The 17,561-nt window shown below is 70.5% G+C and carries 16 protein-coding genes and 1 tRNA gene; 3 read left to right on the top strand and 14 right to left on the bottom strand.

Annotated elements, in window-relative coordinates:
• Window positions 1-24 precede the first annotated feature (24 nt).
• A complete protein-coding gene (locus ACZ5J1_RS09440; RefSeq protein ID WP_464558090.1) occupies window positions 25-1,227 on the top strand; it encodes a sensor histidine kinase in 1,203 nt (400 codons plus the stop codon).
• Between the two features lie 22 nt (window positions 1,228-1,249).
• Here the strand turns inward: ACZ5J1_RS09440 and ACZ5J1_RS09445 are convergent, their stop codons facing one another.
• Window positions 1,250-2,077: a cation diffusion facilitator family transporter gene (locus tag ACZ5J1_RS09445; RefSeq protein ID WP_464564755.1), complete on the bottom strand. Its 828-nt coding sequence runs from the start codon at window positions 2,075-2,077 to the stop codon at window positions 1,250-1,252.
• Window positions 2,078-2,198: 121 nt separating this feature from the next.
• Here ACZ5J1_RS09445 and yaaA point away from each other — a divergent pair, with 121 nt between their 5' ends.
• Entirely contained in the window at window positions 2,199-2,990 is a 792-nt protein-coding gene (gene yaaA, locus ACZ5J1_RS09450; protein ID WP_464558092.1) for a peroxide stress protein YaaA, read from the top strand.
• Window positions 2,991-3,002: 12 nt separating this feature from the next.
• Here yaaA and ACZ5J1_RS09455 read toward each other — a convergent pair whose 3' ends face one another.
• From ACZ5J1_RS09455 to ACZ5J1_RS09480, 6 genes are all read right to left on the bottom strand, one after another.
• Window positions 3,003-3,659, bottom strand: a complete 657-nt coding sequence (locus tag ACZ5J1_RS09455; RefSeq protein ID WP_464558094.1) for a histidine phosphatase family protein — start codon at window positions 3,657-3,659, stop codon at window positions 3,003-3,005.
• A gap of 7 nt (window positions 3,660-3,666) precedes the next feature.
• Window positions 3,667-4,407 (bottom strand): zinc ribbon domain-containing protein, encoded by a 741-nt coding sequence (locus ACZ5J1_RS09460; protein WP_464558096.1) that lies wholly within the window; start codon window positions 4,405-4,407, stop codon window positions 3,667-3,669.
• Window positions 4,408-4,419: 12 nt separating this feature from the next.
• Window positions 4,420-5,220 carry a Nif3-like dinuclear metal center hexameric protein gene (locus ACZ5J1_RS09465; protein WP_464558098.1) on the bottom strand — a complete coding sequence of 267 codons (801 nt, stop codon included), beginning with the start codon at window positions 5,218-5,220 and terminating at the stop codon, window positions 4,420-4,422.
• 86 nt (window positions 5,221-5,306) lie between these two features.
• Window positions 5,307-7,484, bottom strand: a complete 2,178-nt coding sequence (gene katG, locus ACZ5J1_RS09470) for a catalase/peroxidase HPI (RefSeq protein WP_464558100.1) — start codon at window positions 7,482-7,484, stop codon at window positions 5,307-5,309.
• A gap of 31 nt (window positions 7,485-7,515) precedes the next feature.
• Window positions 7,516-7,908 carry a Fur family transcriptional regulator gene (locus tag ACZ5J1_RS09475; protein ID WP_464564757.1) on the bottom strand — a complete coding sequence of 131 codons (393 nt, stop codon included), beginning with the start codon at window positions 7,906-7,908 and terminating at the stop codon, window positions 7,516-7,518.
• A gap of 79 nt (window positions 7,909-7,987) precedes the next feature.
• Window positions 7,988-8,869 (bottom strand): LysR family transcriptional regulator, encoded by an 882-nt coding sequence (locus tag ACZ5J1_RS09480; RefSeq protein WP_464558102.1) that lies wholly within the window; start codon window positions 8,867-8,869, stop codon window positions 7,988-7,990.
• A gap of 120 nt (window positions 8,870-8,989) precedes the next feature.
• On the opposite strand from ACZ5J1_RS09480, the gene ACZ5J1_RS09485 reads away from it, so the two are divergent.
• Window positions 8,990-9,670 (top strand): type 1 glutamine amidotransferase domain-containing protein, encoded by a 681-nt coding sequence (locus ACZ5J1_RS09485; RefSeq protein WP_464558104.1) that lies wholly within the window; start codon window positions 8,990-8,992, stop codon window positions 9,668-9,670.
• Here ACZ5J1_RS09485 and ACZ5J1_RS09490 read toward each other — a convergent pair.
• The 7 genes from ACZ5J1_RS09490 to ACZ5J1_RS09520 all read right to left on the bottom strand — a co-directional run bounded on the left by ACZ5J1_RS09490 (window position 9,606) and on the right by ACZ5J1_RS09520 (window position 17,507).
• Window positions 9,606-10,652 (bottom strand): acyltransferase family protein, encoded by a 1,047-nt coding sequence (locus ACZ5J1_RS09490; RefSeq protein ID WP_464558106.1) that lies wholly within the window; start codon window positions 10,650-10,652, stop codon window positions 9,606-9,608. The two genes, ACZ5J1_RS09485 and ACZ5J1_RS09490, sit on opposite strands and share 65 nt — an antisense overlap.
• 74 nt (window positions 10,653-10,726) lie before the next feature.
• Complete coding sequence (locus ACZ5J1_RS09495; protein ID WP_464558108.1) at window positions 10,727-12,844, bottom strand: MMPL family transporter; 2,118 nt, start codon at window positions 12,842-12,844, stop codon at window positions 10,727-10,729.
• A gap of 100 nt (window positions 12,845-12,944) precedes the next feature.
• A tRNA-Val gene (locus ACZ5J1_RS09500) sits at window positions 12,945-13,018 on the bottom strand.
• A 197-nt stretch (window positions 13,019-13,215) separates the two neighbouring features.
• Complete coding sequence (gene phoA, locus ACZ5J1_RS09505) at window positions 13,216-14,868, bottom strand: alkaline phosphatase (protein WP_464558110.1); 1,653 nt, start codon at window positions 14,866-14,868, stop codon at window positions 13,216-13,218.
• A 117-nt stretch (window positions 14,869-14,985) separates the two neighbouring features.
• Window positions 14,986-15,468, bottom strand: coding sequence for a peroxiredoxin (locus ACZ5J1_RS09510; protein ID WP_464558112.1), 483 nt, complete (start codon window positions 15,466-15,468; stop codon window positions 14,986-14,988).
• Window positions 15,465-17,060, bottom strand: coding sequence for an AMP-binding protein (locus tag ACZ5J1_RS09515; protein WP_464558114.1), 1,596 nt, complete (start codon window positions 17,058-17,060; stop codon window positions 15,465-15,467). Before ACZ5J1_RS09515 ends, ACZ5J1_RS09510 begins: the two co-directional genes overlap by 4 nt.
• Before the next feature lie 3 nt (window positions 17,061-17,063).
• Window positions 17,064-17,507: a DUF3052 domain-containing protein gene (locus ACZ5J1_RS09520; RefSeq protein WP_464558116.1), complete on the bottom strand. Its 444-nt coding sequence runs from the start codon at window positions 17,505-17,507 to the stop codon at window positions 17,064-17,066.
• Between the last annotated feature and the right edge of the window lie 54 nt (window positions 17,508-17,561).

Here is a 17,561-nt window from a genome sequence, read left to right on the forward strand (position 1 = left end):
ATCGGCCAAGATAGAGAGGTGACAGTGTCGAGTACTGCGGCGGACGAGGCGATTGCGGCCTACCACGTCCTTGAGCGCACCGACCTGCGCGAGCTCCAGGCGATCGTCGACCTCGCAGCCCTGACCTGCGGCCTGCAGAACGCTGCGATCAACTTCATCACCTCCACCACGCAGTACTCCCTCGTCACCGCCGGGATCGACCCGAAGGTCTGCGGCCACGACGAGTCGATGTGCGTCCTGGTGCTCGATCGCCCCGAGGTCGTGGTGATCCCGGATGCGAGCCAGGACCCGGTCTTCGCCAGCCACCCCTTCGTCGACGGGACGGAGGCGAGCGTCCGGTTCTACGCCTCGGCGCAGCTCATCACTCCGGACGGCGTGCCGATCGGCCGGATCTGCGTCTTCGACGACGAGCCGCACCGGCTGGAGCCGTCGCAGTACCGGCTGCTCGAGATCCTCGCCGACCGTGTGATGGACCTGCTCGAGCTCGAGCTCGGCCGGCAGCAGCTCGAGGCCTCCTTCGAGGAGCTCACCCGCTCCCAGGACGACCTCAAGCGCTCGAACGAACGACTGAGCCGATTCGCCGGCCAGGTCACCCACGACCTGCGCTCCCCCTTGACGGCGATCCTGGCCAACACCGACCTGCTCGCCGAGTCCCCCATGATCGAGGAGAGCGACGAGCTGCGCCCCCTCGTCGACGCCACCGTGCGGGCGGCGGAGCGGATGAACGCCCTGATCTCCCGGATCCTGGCCTACACCAAGCTCGGCGCCGAGCTGAAGGTCGTCGACATCGACCTGGGTGAGCTCTTCGCCACCGTCGAAGCCGACCTGGAGCCGCGGATCCGGGCCCGCAACGCCACCGTGCACGCCGACCCGCTGCCCGCGGTCCGCGGTGACCAGGAGCAGCTCTACAGCGTGCTGCTCAACCTGGTCGCCAACGCCCTCAAGTTCGTGCCGACCGACCGAGCACCGATCGTCAGCATCACGGCCCAGCCCGACCCCGACGGGTGGCGGATCAGCGTCAGCGACAACGGCGACGGGATCCCCCTGGACCGGCGCGCGGTGGTCTTCGGCCTCTACGCCCGCGAGGACGAGACCGCGGAAGGCTCCGGGATCGGCCTGGCCACGGTCCGCGGAGCCGTCGAGGCGCACGGCGGCCGGATCGGCGTCACCGACGCCCTCGAGGAGTACGGCGGCGGCGCCTGCTTCTGGTTCACCATCCCTGCCTGAGGTGGACTGCCTGAGGTCGACCTCAGTGGACGGCGTCCTCGTGCTCGGCATGGGTGGGCGGTTCGATCTGGAACGTCGAGTGCGTGAGATCGAAGTGCTCGCCCAGGCACGTCTGGACCTGGTCGAGGATCGCCGGCGCGTGGCCGTCGTTGAAGCAGGACTCCTCGACCACCAGGTGGGCCGACAGCGTCGGCAGGTCGGCGCTGACCTCCCAGACGTGCAGCTCGTGGACCTCGATCACGTGGTCCACCTCCAGCAGGTGCTCCCGGATCTCCTCGACCGAGAGGTGGCCGGGGACCGCTTCCATCAGCACCCGGACCGAGGCCCGGAGCAGGCTCCAGCCCGCGCGGAGCATCAGGGCGGCCACGACCAGCGAGGCCACCGCGTCGGCCGCGGACCACCCGGTGAGGAGGATGACCACCGCTGCGGCCGCGGTCCCGATGAATCCGTAGAGGTCGGTCAGCAGGTGCTGGTAGGCGCCTTCGATGTTGAGGCTGGTGCGGTTCGCGCGGGCCAGCAGCCAGGTGGCGACCAGGTTCACCCCGACCCCGATGACGGCGACCACCAGCACCGGACCGGCGTCGACGGTCGGCGGGGAGGTGACGAGGCGACGGATCGCCTCGGCGGTGATGATCGCGCTGAAGACCAGCAGCGTGACGGCGTTGGCGAGGGCGGCGAGGATCTCGGCCCGTTTCCAGCCGAAGGTCCACGAGCCGGCCGCCGGACGGGCTGCGAGCCCCATCGCGACCAGCGCCACCACGATGGCCGCAGCGTCGGAGAGCATGTGCCCGGCGTCGGAGAGCAGCACCAGCGAGCCGGTGATCCAGGCGACGATGACCTCGCCGACCATGAAGGTGCCCAGCACCGCCAGGGCGGCGATCAGCAACCGACGGTCGGCACCCTGACCGTCGCCCTGCCCGACCGCGTGGCCGTGCCCATGCCCGTGTCCCATGGCACCAGCCTGGCACGATATGCCCGTGCTGATTCTCCTCCCGCCCAGCGAGGGCAAGACCGCCCCTCGTCGTGGCACCCCGCTGGACCTGTCGACGTTGGCCGCCCCGGAGCTGACCCCGGCACGGCAGCAGGTCCTGGACGCCCTGGTCGCGTTCTGCGGAGCCGAGCCGGAGCGGGCGATGACCGTGCTGGGGATCCCCAAGACCCAACCGGAGCTGGTCAAGCGCAACGCGGACCTGCTCAACGCGCCGACCGCCCGCGCGGCGGCGATCTACACCGGCGTCCTCTACGACGCCCTGGACTGGGAGTCCCTCTCCGCCGCCGCCAAGCGACGCGGTACGTCGCGGGTGCGGGTCGCGTCGTCCCTCTTCGGGCTCGTCTCCCCCGCCGACCGGATCCCGGCCTACCGACTCAGCGGCGACACGATGCTGCCGGGGCTCCCCGGTTCCGGCGGGATCCAGGCGCACTGGCGCACCCACCTGGAGCCGGCGGTGCTGGACACCCTCGGCACCGGGCTGCTCGTCGACCTGCGGTCGGGCACCTACGCCGCGTTCTGGAAGCCGACCGCGGTGGCGGCGAAGACCGCCACCGTGCGCGTCCTGCACGAGGTCAACGGCAAGCGCAGCGTGGTCAGCCACTTCAACAAGGCCACCAAGGGCCGGATCGTGCGCGCCCTCCTCGAGGACGGCGCCAACCCGTCGAGCCCCGCGAAGCTGGCCGACGCGCTGCGCGACCTGGGCTGGAGCGTCGAGGTGAGCGCGCCCGGCAAGGCCGGCACCAACCTCGACGTGATCGTCACCGAGCTCTGACCGGCCGGCGAGCTACCAGCGTCCGGACTCGGTGCCGGCGCGCTCGGGCGGCAGCCCGTTGAGCAGCCGCACCCAGCCGGTGTCCCCGGGGGCGACCTCGTCGTCGAAGGCGACCACGCAGACCGCAGCCGGCGCGAGCTCCATCCGGAACACCGCCTCCAGCGGAGCGCCCAGCGCGGTCGCGACGATGGTCTTGATCGGGGTGACGTGACTGGCCACGACCACCGTCGCGCCGACGTACGTCGTCCGCAACCGTTCCAGGCCGGCCAGCACGCGTTCCTCGACCTGGCGGAAGGACTCCCCCTCGGACGGCGCCGCGTCGAGGTCGCCCAGCCAGGCGGCAAGCTCGTCCGGATGGCGTTCGTTGACCTCCGCGAACGTGAGCCCGTCCCAGTGGCCGAACTCCATCTCGGCGAACCCCGCCTCGAACTCGAGCGGCAGGCCCAGCTCGGCGGCGAGGATCTCACCGGTCTCGTGGGTGCGGCGGACCGGGGAGGCGACGACCGCGACGGCGTCGTGGATCAGCGGTCGCATCCAGCGGGCGGTCATCGTGACCTGCTCCCGGCCCTCGGGCGCGAGGGGCGGGTTGGTCGAGGCGAGTCCGCCCGAGAAGCGCTTCTCCTGGGTCAGCGAGGTGACGCCGTGGCGCACCAGGACCAGCGTCGTCATCGGGTGGTCACAGCCCCGATTCCGCGGTCCGGACCATGATCCGACCGCACTCCTCGCACCGGACGACCTCGTTGCTCGGCAGCGCCTTGATCCGGGCGAGCTCGGCGGCGTCGAGCGTCATCCCACAGCCGCCGCACTGGCGGGCACGCAGCTCGCCGGCGCCGACGCCACGGGTCTCGCTGATCTTGGCGTAGAGCGCGAGCAGGTCGTCGGGGACGCCCTCGGTCGCGGCGGGACGCTCGTCGAGGACGGCCTGGACGTCGGCGTCGATCGCGGTGGCCTTCTCGTCCCGGCGGGCGACCAGCGCCTCGACGGTGTTGTCGAACCCCTCGAGCATCGCGGTGTGCTCGGCCAGCATCCGCTGGGCGGCCTCGAGCTGCTCCATCACCTCGAGCTCCTCGTCCTCGAGGACGCCGATCCGGCGGTCGAGGTTGGCGAGCTCGTGCGTCATCGCCTCGAGGTCCTTGGGGTTGGAGATGGCGCCGGAGTCCATCCGGTCCTGGTCCCGCTTGCGTCGCGCGCGGACGATCTCGACGTCGGCCTCGGCCTTGGCCTGGGTGGCGGTGAGGTCCTCCACCGCGATCCGGGCGTCACGGGCCTGGTTCTCGATGCCGGTGCGCTGGGCGAGCAGGGCGTTGATCTCGGCCGACTCGGGCAGGCTCGCCTTGGCGTGCCGCAACTTGAGCACGCGCCCATCGAGCTCGGCGATGTCGAGCAGCTTGAGTTGGGCGAAGGGGTCGCTCTTCACGAGACTCCTAGGTCAGATGCGGAAGGTCCACGGGTCGGTCACGAGCGTGCTGACCCGAGTCTCCACCTTAGTGCCGAAGGCCGCGGCCAGCTTGGTCGCCGTCGCCTGCAGCCACAGCGATTCCGCCGCCCAGTGCGCGACGTCGATCAGCGCGGGGCCGTCCTTCTCGAGGAACTCACCCGCCGGGTGGTGGCGCAGGTCGGAGGTGACGTAGACGTCGACGTCGGTGTCGGCCACCTGGTCGAGGGCGAAGTCCCCGGCGCCGCCGCACAGCGCGACCCTCGTGATCAGGCGGTCGGGGTCGCCCGCGACGCGCACCCCGTGCGCGGTCTCGGGCAGGACTCCGGCCACGACGGTCGCGAAGTCGCGCAGGGTCTGCGGGGTGATCGAGCCGATCCGGCCGATCCCCCGGTCCGCGACGACCGCATCAGGAACGAGCGGCACGACGTCGGTGAGGCCGAAGGCGTCGGCCATCGCCGCGGAGACGCCGTCGGGGGCGCGGTCGGCGTTGGTGTGGGCGGCGAGCAGCGCGCAGCCGCCGCGGGCCAGCGTGGTCAGCGTGCGGCCCTTGGGGGTGGTGGCGGCCACCGAGTGCACGCCCTTGAGGAAGAGCGGGTGGTGGACGACGAGCAGGTCGGCGCCCCAGCCGACGGCCTCCTCGGCCACGCCGGGCGCGGGGTCGACGGCGAACATGACCTTGCCGACCTCGTCCTCGGGGGCGCCGGAGATCAGGCCGACGGCGTCCCACGGCTCGGCCGTCTCGAGCGGGAACCAGGTGTGCAGCAGGTCGGCGACCTCGGCGAGCGACGGCATGGGCTCACGTTAACTGTTGGCGAAAGGGCGGACCGGGTTGCCCCGGTCCGCCCTTCACCAGCGCTGAACGTTCAGCGCGGCGCCGATCAGCGCAGGTCGAACCGATCGGCGTCCATGACCTTCGCCCACGCGGCGACGAAGTCGTGCACGAACTTCTCCCGAGCGTCGTCGCTGGCGTAGACCTCGGCCAGCGCACGCAGCTCCGAGTTCGAGCCGAACACGATGTCGTTGCGCGAACCGGTCCAGCCCGCCGTGCTGCGGAAGACCGTCTCGGTCTCGTCGACGGCGGTCCAGGTCTGGTCGTAGTCGAGCAGGTTGACGAACCAGGCGTTGTCCAGGACTCCCGGGGTGGACGTGAAGACACCCAGGTCCGAGCCGTCCCAGTTGGTGCCCAGGGTGCGCAGACCACCGATGAGCACGGTGAGCTCCGGGGCGGAGACGCCGAGCAGGTTGGCGCGGTCCACCAGGGTGAACTCGGCCGGGTACTTGCTCGACTTGGCCAGGTAGTTGCGGAACCCGTCGGCCTTGGGCTCGAGGTAGCCGAACGACTCGACGTCGGTCTGCTCCTGGGTGGCGTCACCGCGACCGGTGGAGGTGGTGACCGTGACCGGGACACCGGCGGCGGCCGCAGCCTGCTCCACACCCACGTTGCCGGCGAGCACGATCACGTCGGCCAGCGAGGCGTTGTTGGCCGCCGCGATCGGACGCAGCACCTCGAGCACGGTGGCGAGCTCGGCGGGCTGGTTGATCGCCCACGACTTCTGCGGCTCCAGGGCGATGCGGGCACCGTTGGCGCCACCACGCTTGTCGGAGCTGCGGAACGTCGAGGCCGAGGCCCAGGCGGTCGAGACGAGCTGCCCGATCGAGAGACCGGAGTCGGCGACGGCGGCCTTGATCGCGAGGACCTGGGGCTCACCCAGGGCGGTGCCCTCGGCGATCGGGTCCTGCCAGATCAGCTCCTCGGTGGGAACCTCGGCGCCGAGGTAGCGCGAGACCGGACCCATGTCGCGGTGGGTCAGCTTGAACCAGGCACGGGCGAACGCGTCGGCGAACGCGGCCTGGTCCTCCTTGAACCGGAGCGAGATCTCGCGGAACTCCGGGTCCTCACGCAGCGCCAGGTCGGAGGTCAGCATGCGCGGCTCGCGCTTGCTGTCACCGAACGACTCGGGGACGAGGTCGGCGCCACCGTTGTTGACCGGACGCCACTGCTGGGCACCGGCCGGGGAGTGGAAGAGCTCCCACTCGTAGGCGAACAGGATGTGGAAGAACTCGTTGTCCCAGCGGGTCGGGTGGTAGGTCCAGGTGACCTCCAGGCCCGACGTGATCGCGTCGATGCCCTTACCCGAGGCATGCGCGGACTTCCAGCCGAAGCCCTGCTCCTCGATCGGGGCGGCCTCGGGCTCCGGACCGACGAGCTCGGCGTCGCCGGCACCGTGGGTCTTGCCGAACGTGTGGCCACCGGCGATCAGGGCGACGGTCTCTTCGGAGTCCATGCCCATCCGCTTGAAGGTGTCCTTGATGTCGACCGCGGAGGCCAGCGGGTCGGGGTTGGCGTTCGGACCTTCGGGGTTGACGTAGATCAGACCCATCTGGACCGCGGCGAGCGGGTCCTCGAGGTCGCGCTCACCGGTATAACGCTTCTCGTCGAGCCACTCGGTCTCGGGGCCCCAGTAGATGTCGTCGTCGGCTTCCCAGACGTCGGGGCGTCCGCCACCGAAGCCGAAGGTGTCGAAGCCCATGTCCTCGAGCCCGACGTTGCCGGCCAGGATCATCAGGTCACCCCAGGAGAGCGCCTTGCCGTACTTCTTCTTGACCGGCCACAGCACGCGGCGAGCCTTGTCCAGGTTGCCGTTGTCCGGCCACGAGTTGGTCGGCGCGAAGCGCTGCTGACCGGTGCCGCCACCACCGCGACCGTCCTGGACGCGGTAGGTGCCGGCCGAGTGCCAGGCCATCCGGATGAAGAGCGGGCCGTAGTGACCGAAGTCGGCCGGCCAGAAGTCCTTGGAGTCGGTCAGGGTGGCGGCGATGTCCGCCTTGACCGCGGCCAGGTCGAGGCCGAGGAAGGCCTCCTTGTAGTTCAGGTCGGCGGTCGGGTTGGCCACGGTGGGGTTCTTGGCCAGGACCTTGAGGTTGAGCTTGTTCGGCCACCACTGGTGGTTCGGCGCACCCTGGGTGGGGTGGGTCAGGCCGCCGTGCATGACGGGGCACTTGCCCGCGCTGCCCTCGTTGACGTCGGCGAGTACGGCGTCGTCGTGCTCAGACATGGATCTCCTCGGAATCTCTGAGTGTGTTTTCTTACGGTGTGCAGTCGGGGCAGATGCCCCAATAGATGACCTCGGCCTCATCGATCACGAAGCCGTGATCGTCCGAAGCGGTGAGACAAGGGGTGTGGCCGGTCGCGCAGTCCACGTCGCCGATCGCGCCGCAGGCACGGCACACCACGTGGTGGTGGTTGTCACCGGTGCGCGACTCGTACCGTGCGAGCGACCCGCTCGGCTGGATCTTGCGGATCAGTCCGGTCAGCGTCAGCGCCCGCAGGACGTCGTAGACGGCCTGGTGCGAGACGTCGGGGATCTCGGTGCGGACGGCGCCGAGGATCGTGTCGGTGTCGGCGTGCGGGTGCGCGTGGACGGCCGCCAGGGTGGCCACCCGCGGGCGCGTCACCCGCAGGTCGGCGCCGCGCAACATCTGCTCGAACTCCACGTCCGCTACTCAATCGCCTTTTCTTGAATAGGTCAAGAAAACACGCCGCGCTGTCGCGGGAAGGTCAGAGCGTGTCCCAGACCTGCGCCCGCTCCACGAGCCGCGCCAGCACCGCATCGACCGCCGGGTCGGCCGGACGCCGCCGAGCCGTGGCGAGGTAGAGCGTGTTGATCGGCGGCTCCTGCGGCACGTGGAGCTGGACCACGAGACCCTGGGCCAGCGCCGGATCGGCGAGGTAGCGCGGCAGCGCCGACGCACCGACGCCGGCGATCACGGCAGCCAGCACGGCGCGCAGGTCCGGCACGGTCAGGGCCACCGGGTTGCTCGGCCGGGCACCGAACTGGCTGCGCCAGTAGCGCCGAAGGATCGAGAGCTCCTCGTCGTAGGCGACCAACGGGATGTGTCGCAGCACCGTCCCGGGGTCGGCAGCACGGACCCACGACGGTGCCGCCACCAGGACGAACTCCTCGTCCACGAGGGGTCGGTACCCGACCCCGGCCAGGCGGGGTCGGATCGCGGAGACCACGACGTCGAGCCGTCCCGCGGCGAGCGCGTCCAGCAGGTCCGTCGCGAGCCCGAGCGTCAGGTCGATCCGGAGCTCCGAGCCGGCGAGACCGGCCAGTCCGGGAATCAGCCGGGCTGCGGCCACGTCGCTCGCGGCACCGACCCGCACGCGGCCGTGCACCGGTGACTCCCCCGGTTCGACGAGGGCGGCGCGGAGCCGGTCGACGGGATCGCCGATCTCCACCGCCAGGGCGACCGCCCGGTCGGTGGCCACGACGCCCCGGCGGGTCCGGATGAACAACGGTTCACCGATGGCGTCCTCGAGCCGCGCGACCCGCTCACTGACGGCGGGCTGGCTCAGGCCCGAGGCTGCGGCAGCGGCCGTGAGCGACCCTCCGCGATAGACCTCGAGGAAGGTGCCGAGCAGTTCCAGGTCGCGCATGACGCCCCTCAGCTATCGGAATTTCTATGACGGCGGTGAGCACAATGGAATCAGACCGAGGACACGCGCGGTTCCCCCCACACCAGATCCGAGACCCGAACCGAATCGAAGGAACATCCCATGGCTCACGTCCTAATGGCCGTCACCGCGGCCGACAGCATCACCCTCACCGACGGCAGCACGCACCCGACCGGCTTCTGGGCCGAGGAGCTCGTCGAGCTGCACCGAGGTCTCACCGACGCCGGCCACACGGTCGACGTCGCCACCCCCGGTGGCCGCCCCGCTCCGGTCGACCCCGGCAGCCTCCAGGTGGACAACCGCGCAGAGCTGTCGGCCTACCTCGACACGCTCGCCGACCAGCTGCAGCACCCGCTGGTCCTGGGCGACGTCGCGAGCGGGACCTACGACGCGATCGCGCTTCCCGGTGGCCACGGCCCGATGGTCGACCTCGCCACCGACGCCGACCTGGGACGTCTGCTGATCGACGCCGCCGACCGCGATGCCGTGGTGGCGGCTCTGTGCCACGGCCCGGCCGGCCTGCTCAGCGCGGTCCGCGCGGACGGCTCGTTCGCGTTCGCCGGCAAGCAGCTCGCCGTCTTCACCGACGAGGAGGAGCTGGCCGGCGGACTCGGCGACAAGTCGCCGTACCTGGTCGCGTCCCGGCTGGGCGAGCTCGGTGCCGTGATCAGCACCGGCGCCCCGTGGAGCTCGACGGTCGTGACCGACGGCCACCTGGTCAGCGGCCAGAACCCGCAGTCGAGCGTGGCCACGGCGCACGCCCTGGTGACGACCCTGGCGTAGCGGTCGCACCGGTGATCCATCGGCGACCGGGTTCCTCCACGAAGTGGTAGAGCAGCGCCGCCGCGGCCCACGAAGCCACGAAGGCCGCGGCGGCCAGCCCCAGGCCGATCGGTGCAGTGATCGCCGACCGACCGACCGTGTGCGCGATCCCGATCCCGACCACGCTGATCACCAGCACGTGCACCAGGAAGAAGGCGTACGACCAGGTGCCGAACCGGATCGCGGTCGGCGTCCGGATCCAGGCCGGTCCCCCGGTCGCGGCCAGGGAGGCGACCAGGAGGGCAGCCCCGATCGCCGGCGGGGTGTAGTTGTGCACGAACGGGTACGACACGGCACCGACGCCGAAGGCGATCCAGGCGAGGGTCGGCGAGGTGGCCGCCCGGCCGGTGACCGCGGCGTGGACACCCAGGAAGAAGATCGGCAGGTAGGCGGGCGGGAACACCTCCGACACCAGGTCGGCCTGCAGGGCCAGCGAGCCCGCCACCGCGAGCAGGACGATCGCCCCCAGCGTCGCCCGCGGCCACCGCCGGACGAGCCGAACGGTCGGCGCGACCACCAGCGGCAGGGTCGCGTAGAAGAGCACCTCGACCGAGAGCGACCAGGCCGGCAGGTTGAGGCTCGCGGCCTGCCCCGACGGCGACCAGGACTGGAGCAGCAGCACGTTCGCGATCAGGTTCGCCGGGCCGGGACGTCCGCCCTGGGTCAGGATCAGGACGACGACCGCGGCCAGCGTCACCCAGTAGACCGGGAGGATCCGCGCGGCGCGTCGGCGCCAGAACGCTCCGCGCCCCCCGCGCATCGATCCCGGCATCGCGAGCAGGTAGCCGGAGAGCGCGAAGAACGTGAAGACGCCGACCAGGCTGACCGGGTTGACCAGGCGCCACTCGTCACCGATCACGGTGTGACCGACGAGGAAGCCGATGTGGTTCACGAAGACGACAGCCGCAGCGAAGGCCCTCAGCCCCGTCAGCGCGCCGATCATGGTCGGGACGGTACGGGCGCTTTCGCCTGAACCACTCCGCGGCGGCGGCGACATGCCCGAAGTGGGGTAGGCGTTCAGTGGTGCTCCTCGGGCTCGAGCCGGGGCAGGATCCGGTCGAGCCACGCGGGCATCCACCAGTTCCAGTGTCCGAGCAGGAACATCGTCGCCGGGACAACCAGCAGTCGGACCACGGTCGCGTCGATCAGCACCGAGACGCCCAGCCCGATCGCGAGCATCTTGATCACCACAGCCGGGGTGAAGGCGAAGGACAGGAAGACGCTGGCCATGATCAGGGCGGCGCACGAGATCACCCGCGCCGTGCTCGACAGTCCCCCGGCCACGCTGTCGGCGTTGTTGCCGGTGGCCAGCCACACCTCCCGCACCCGGGACAGCAGGAAGACCTCGTAGTCCATCGACAAGCCGAAGATGATCGCGAACATCATCATCGGCACGTAGGCCTCGATGGGGACCTTCTCGCTGACACCGATCAGGCTCGCGCCCCAGCCCCACTGGAAGACCGCGACGATGACGCCGAAGGCGGCGCCGATCGAGACCAGGTTCAGCACCGCCGCCTTCAGCGCCAGGATCGGGCTTCGGAAGGCCATCATCAGCAGCACGAAGGCCCCGCACAGCACCACGGCGACGATCAGGGGCAGCCGGGAGGCGACCATGTCGCGGAACTCGAGCTGGGCGGCGGTCGTCCCCGTGATGTACGTCGGCTGGTCGGTGACCCCGGGCAGCGTCGTGTCCCGGAGCTGGTCGAGGACCGTCTCGGTGGCTGCGTCCTGCGGCCCCGAGTCGGGCACGACGGTGACCACGACGAGCGCCTTGTCGGGTGAGGTGGTCGGCGGCGAGACGGAGGCGACGCCGGGCACGGTGGCCAGCGACTGGCTCAGCGCCGTCTCCAGCGACGTCGTCGCGGACGTATCGCTCGGCGCCTTGATCACCACGGTCAGCGGGCCGTTGGCCCCGGGCCCGAACCCGGCGGCGATGGCGTCGTACGCCTTGCGGCTGGTGTCGCTGGCGGGATCGGCGCCGGCGTCGACGTGGCCCAGCCGCATCGACAACGCCGGGGCCGCCAGCACGAACAGGAAGATCAGCCCCGCCCCGAGGTGGAGCCACGGGTGGCGTTCAACCCGCAGGGCGTAGCGGTGCCACCCGCTCTCGGCACCGGCACGGCCGGCCTCGGCGACCGGCTCACGCACGTGCCACCGATCGATCTTGCGACCCGCCAGCCCGAGGAACGCGGGCACCAGGGTGAGGCCGGCGACGGCCGCGATGCTGACGGTGATGGCCGCGGCGAGGCCGAGCTTGCCGACGAAGCCGATCCCGGAGGCGTAGAGCCCGAGCAGGGCGAGCACGACGGTCAGCGCGGCGACCAGCACCGACCGGCCGCTGGTGGACAGGCTCAGCCTGATCGCCGCATCGGGTTCGAGTCCCTCGATCAGGTGCTGGCGGTGCCGGGTGGTGAGGAAGAGGGCGTAGTCGATCCCCACGCCCAGACCCATCATCAGCCCCAGGGTCGGGCTCGCCGAGGCGAACGTGGTCAGGCCGGCGACCATGCCGAGGACACCCATCCCGACACCCACACCGACCACCGCGCTGGCGATCGGCAGCCCGGCCGCGATCACGCTGCCGAAGCCGAGCAGGAGCACGAGGATGGCGATCAGCAAGCCGGCGAGCTCGGAGCCCAGGTCGTTCGCCGACGGGCGTGCGGCCACCCCCAGCGCGCCGCCGTAGGCCACCTTGACGCCGGCGGCACGGACGGGAGCGACGGCACCGTCCATCGCGTCGACGTCGTCGGAGTCGGGGCGCACCTGGTACTGCACCGTGGCGTAGGCGGTCTGCCCGTCCTTCGAGACCGACCCTGCGGCGAACGGGTCGCTCACCGACGCGACGTTGTCGAGCTTGTCGATCGAGGCGACGGCCGACTCGATCACCGTCTTCTGCGCCGACAGCGGATCGGTGTCGGTGAAGACGACCTGGCCCGCGACCCCCGCGGCCGCCGGGAGGTGCGCGGTGAGGAGGTCGGCACCGGTCTGGGCCTGCGAACCCGGCAGGGTGAAGTCGTCCTGGTAGGTCGAGTCGACGACGCGGTGGCCGACGGTCACCAGCAGGAGCACCAGGATCCAGCCACCGATCACCCACCAGGGTCGGCGGGCGCAGAAGGACCCGAGCCGCTCGAGTGTCATGGCTGCCAGCCAAGGGCAGGTTCGGAGGCTGAGTGCAGCGCCGAGCCGGGCGGTCACCAGTTTGAGGTAAAGAACCGCACGAGGTGGTGCCGGCGGGAGGTGGGCGAAGAGGGACTCGAACCCCCGACTTCCTCCTTGTAAGGGAGGCGCTCTAACCAACTGAGCTATACGCCCGTAGCGGGGAAACCCTACGGGAGCACGCCTGGCACCCCGAAACCGGCGCCGGATCATTGTCCGGGCATAGAAAGTCCCCCTGGCGTCTCGGGTCGCCAGGGGGACTTCCAGAAGACTAGGACGAACCGGGCCGAACCGGCGAACGAAACCCGAAAGTTCCCTCCACCGGTCCAGACCAGTTCGCCCCTGGGAGAGGCTCAGCAGAAGCGGCTGACCGACTTCACGCCCTTGAGCTGTGCGGTGAGGGTGCGCTTCTTCTCGCCGCGCGCCTTTTTGACCTGCTTGGTCAGCTGGGCGACCTGGGCCTTGGCGGCGTTGCAGGCCTGGGCCGAGACGTTGACCTTCACCGTCTTCACGATCGGTGCCGGGGCGGGATCGAGCCCGGTCCCGGACAGGGCGCGCTTGACCGTGGAGAACACGTCGGTCTGGTCCGAGAGGCCCACCACGTTCGCGGCGCCGGGGCCGTACCCGGCGATCCGGACCTGGGAGCCGGTGTGCTGCTGGGAGCCACCGGTGTCCGCGGTGCCGTAGGAGATGGTCATGGGCGCGTCGTCGTGCGTCTTCAGCGTGTAGATCAGGCCCGGCGGGATCGAGGCCGGCGTCGCCTCGGAGACGTCGTCGGCGTTGATGATCTGGCTCGAGTGGGCGTGGTCGGCCGTGACGATGACCAGGGTGTCGCCGTGGGTCTTGGCGAAGTCCATGCCGACCTTGACCGCCTCGTCGAGGTCGAGGGTCTCACCGATCTGCCCGCACGGGTTCGCGGCGTGGTCCTGCTTGTCGATGCTCGCTCCCTCGACCTGCAGGAAGAAGCCCTTCTTGTTGTCGAGCAGGTCGATCGCCTTGTCCGTCATCTCGGCGAGGGTCGGCTGGGTGCCGGGCCAAGCCGGGGTGTCGTTGGCGACGCAGGTGTCCGGCGACTCGATCGACCCGGCGCCGGTCTTGATCGCGGCGAAGTGCTTCGCCGGCGTCGCCTTGAACCGGGTGTTCATGTTGCCGTCGGCGAAGAGCCCGATCACCGGCGCGGCCTGGTCGGCCTTCGTGACCGCGTTGAGGCCGGACTCGTCCTCGACCCACTGGAAGCCCTTGTCCTGCGCGGCGGCCTTGACCGTCTTGCCCTGGTCCGCCCCGCCCTGGATGAGCTCGTTGAAGTACTTCTTCCCGCCGCCGAGGGTGAGGTCGGGCCGGGTGGTGAGGAGCTGCTCGGAGATCGAGCCGAGCGCGTTCGGGTGGGCGGCGTCACGGACCTGGGCGGGACAGTTGGTCATCCCCTTGGAACCGGCGGGCGCGTAGCAGCCGCGGTCGGCGACGTGGGCGTACTGCACCGCGGGGGTGGCGTCCTGGATCTCGGCGGTGGTGACGTTGCCGGTCTTCAGCCCCTGGGACTTGGCCCACTCCAGCAGGGTCTGGTGGGTGGTGGTGCCGTCCAGGCCGACGCTGATCGCACCGTTGTAGGACTTGGTGCCCGTCGCCCATCCGGTGCCCGAGGCAGCGGAGTCGGTGACGTAGTCCGGCTTGCCGGCGTAGGTGCCGGACTTGTGCAGGGCGTAGGTCGTGTACTGGCCGGTCAGCGGCAGCGAGTCGAGGCCCTGCAGGGTGCCGTTGGCGCCCACGAGGTAGTTGCGGGCCACGGTGATCTCGGAGTCACCCATCCCGTCACCGATGAACAGGAGGACGTTCTTCGCCTTGCCGAACTTGATCTGGGAGGCGACCTCGGACGTCTGGTCACCGGTGGTGTGACGGATCGCTCCGTTGGGGTCGGTCAGGGCGGCGTGCGCGACGCCGGTCCCCACCACGGCGAGGGCGGCCGCACCGGCCACGAGCCGGGCGGGACGCGAGCTGAATCGAGACAACTGATTCCTCTTTCGGACCTCGCTCGGGCCGTTCCCGAGCGACTCCGAGGAGTCGATCGTGGTCAGTCGACGCGAGGGCCCCGGATGCACCACCGGTGCACCACGTCCCGATGAACGTCAGGTGGCGAGACCCAGCTGGCGCAGGTGCTCGTCGAGATCGCGGCTCTCCGAGTTGGGGTGGTGCACCGACCAGCGCACCAGTCCCTCCTTGTCGATCACGTACGACGATCGCCGACCGAGCCCGCGGGCCTCGTCGAAGACGCCGTAGGCGCGGGCGACCTCGCCGTGCGGCCAGTGGTCCGACAGCAGCGGGAAGTTGAGCCCGTCCGCATCGGCGAAGGCCCGCAGCGAGTAGACGGTGTCGCAGGAGATCGCGAGCACCTCGGTGTCGAAGGTGAGGAAGTCGGCCAGCCGGGCGCGGATCCCCGCCATCTCGCCGGTGCAGACCCCGGAGAAGGCCGCCGGGTAGAAGACCAGCGCGACGGCCTTGCGGCCGCGGTACGACGACAGCGTGACGTCACTGCCGAACTGGTCGCGCAGCGTGAAGTCCGGAGCGGTCTGTCCGACCTCGAGCCCGATCGCGCTCATCTGGGCGCTCATGCCTCGGGCGCCCAGGTGGAAAGCTCCCGCTTGAGCAGCTTGCCTGTCGCGTTGCGCGGCAGTTGATCGAGCACAATCACCTCTCGTGGCACCTTGAACCGGGCCAGGTTGACCCGGACCCAGTCCTGCAGCTCGCGCTCGGGCGTCGGTGCCGAGAGCACGACGAACGCACGAAGCCGCTGACCGAAGTCGTCGTCCGAGACGCCGATCGCCGCTGCATCCATCACCGCAGGGTGACGGGTGAGGCAGTCCTCGACCTCCTTCGGGAAGACGTTCTCGCCTCCCGAGACGATCATCTCGTCATCGCGGCCCTCGACGAAAAGCCGGCCCGACCCGTCGTAGCGACCGATGTCACCGGTGGCCATCAGGCCGTCGACGATCTCCTTGCCGCCGCCACCTGTGTAGCCCTCGAAGAGGAAGCCGTTGGCCACGAAGATCCGGCCCGTCTCCCCCGACCCGACCTCGACCCCGAGCGGATCGAGGATCCGCACGGTGGTGCCCCACGGCGGCTTCCCCGCCGAGGTGGGTTCCTCGCGCAGGTCCGTCGGCGTCGCGATCGAGGCGTAGGCGACCTCGGTGGAGCCGTAGACGTTGTAGAGCGTGTCGCCGAAGGCGTCCATCCAGGCCAGCGCCAGGTCACCCGGCAGCGCCGAGCCCGACGAGGCGGTCACCTGGACCGCGGACAGGTCGTAGCGCTCGAGGGTCTCGGCCGGCAGCGCCAGAATGCGTTGCAGCATCACCGGGATGACGACGAACACCTCGGCCTCGCTCGACGTCAGCGCCGCCAACGCCTCCTCGGGGTCGAACCGGCGCCGCAGCACCAACGGGGTGCCGAGCAGCATCGCGAGCAGCAGGTGCGCCAACCCCCAGGTGTGGAACATCGGTGCCGCGATGTGGGTGCGCCAGCCGGCGCGGATCGGCATCCGGGAGAGCAGCGAGATCGCCGCGTCGAAGCCGGCCTCGCTGCGCGGAGCGCCCTTGGGAGTCCCGGTCGTGCCGGAGGTGAGGATGACGATCCGACCGTGCCGCTTCGGCGGACGCAGCTCCATGGCCGTCGTACGCGAGATGAGGCAGTCCAACGTCGGGTCGTCGGTCTCGGACTCGGTCCACGCGATGATCCGGTCCTGGATCGGCGCCCCGGCGAGCAGGTCGGTGAACTCCTGGTCGTGGATCACCACCCGCGGCTTCTCCCGCTCCAGCACCTCCGCGAGCTGCGGCCCGGCGAAGGCGGTGTTGAGCAGGAGCACGTCGGCTCCGAGCTTGCCCGCGGCGATCGTGGCGTCGAGGAACCCGCGGTGGTTGCGGCACATCACCGCGACGCCGTCCCCGGATCCGACGCCGCGCTCGGCCAGAGCGTGCGCGAGCGCGTTGGAGCGCAGGTGGACCTCGCGCCAGGTCAGGGTGCCGAGCTCGTCGATGACGCCGATCGCGTCGGGGTCACGGACGGCGAGGCTCGCGAACCCGCCGGCCGGCCCGGTCCCCCACTCCCGCACGACGGAGGTCAGACGCAGCAGCGCCGACGGGGAGTAGGGCCGGACGAGGCCGGAGCCCGCGATCACGCGGACCGCGGTCAGCGGACTGAGCAGGCGCATCGCTCAGGACAGCGACTTGGGGGCGACCAGGCGGGTGGCGGCCCAGTCCTTGCTCACCGCAGCGGTGGTGGTCTGCGACAGGCCGGCCAACGGCGCCGACTCGGCGATGTCAGCAGCGTCGACCGCACCGGGGCGGCCGACCTTCGGGGTCAGCAGCCAGATCGCACCGCCGCCGACCAGGTCGGTCAAGGCGTCCACGAGGCCGTCGACCAGGTCGCCGTCGTCCTCACGCCACCACAGCAGCACCGAGTCGACGTCGTTCCCGTAGTCGCCATCGACGAGGTCGCCGTCGATGGTCTCCTCCACGGAACCACGCAGCTCCTCGTCGGTGTCGCTGTCCCAGCCCAGCTCTTGGATCACCATTCCGGGCTTGAATCCCAGGCGATCAGCCGGCCCAGCGGCCGAGGTCGAGCTCACGTGCATCCACTCCTTGACGTTGTTCTGCATGAACGATCAGCACCATCATCCCTGATCGTGGTGGACAGTCCACCGGAGATGCCC

The organism is Nocardioides sp. JCM 18999, assembly GCF_055391175.1.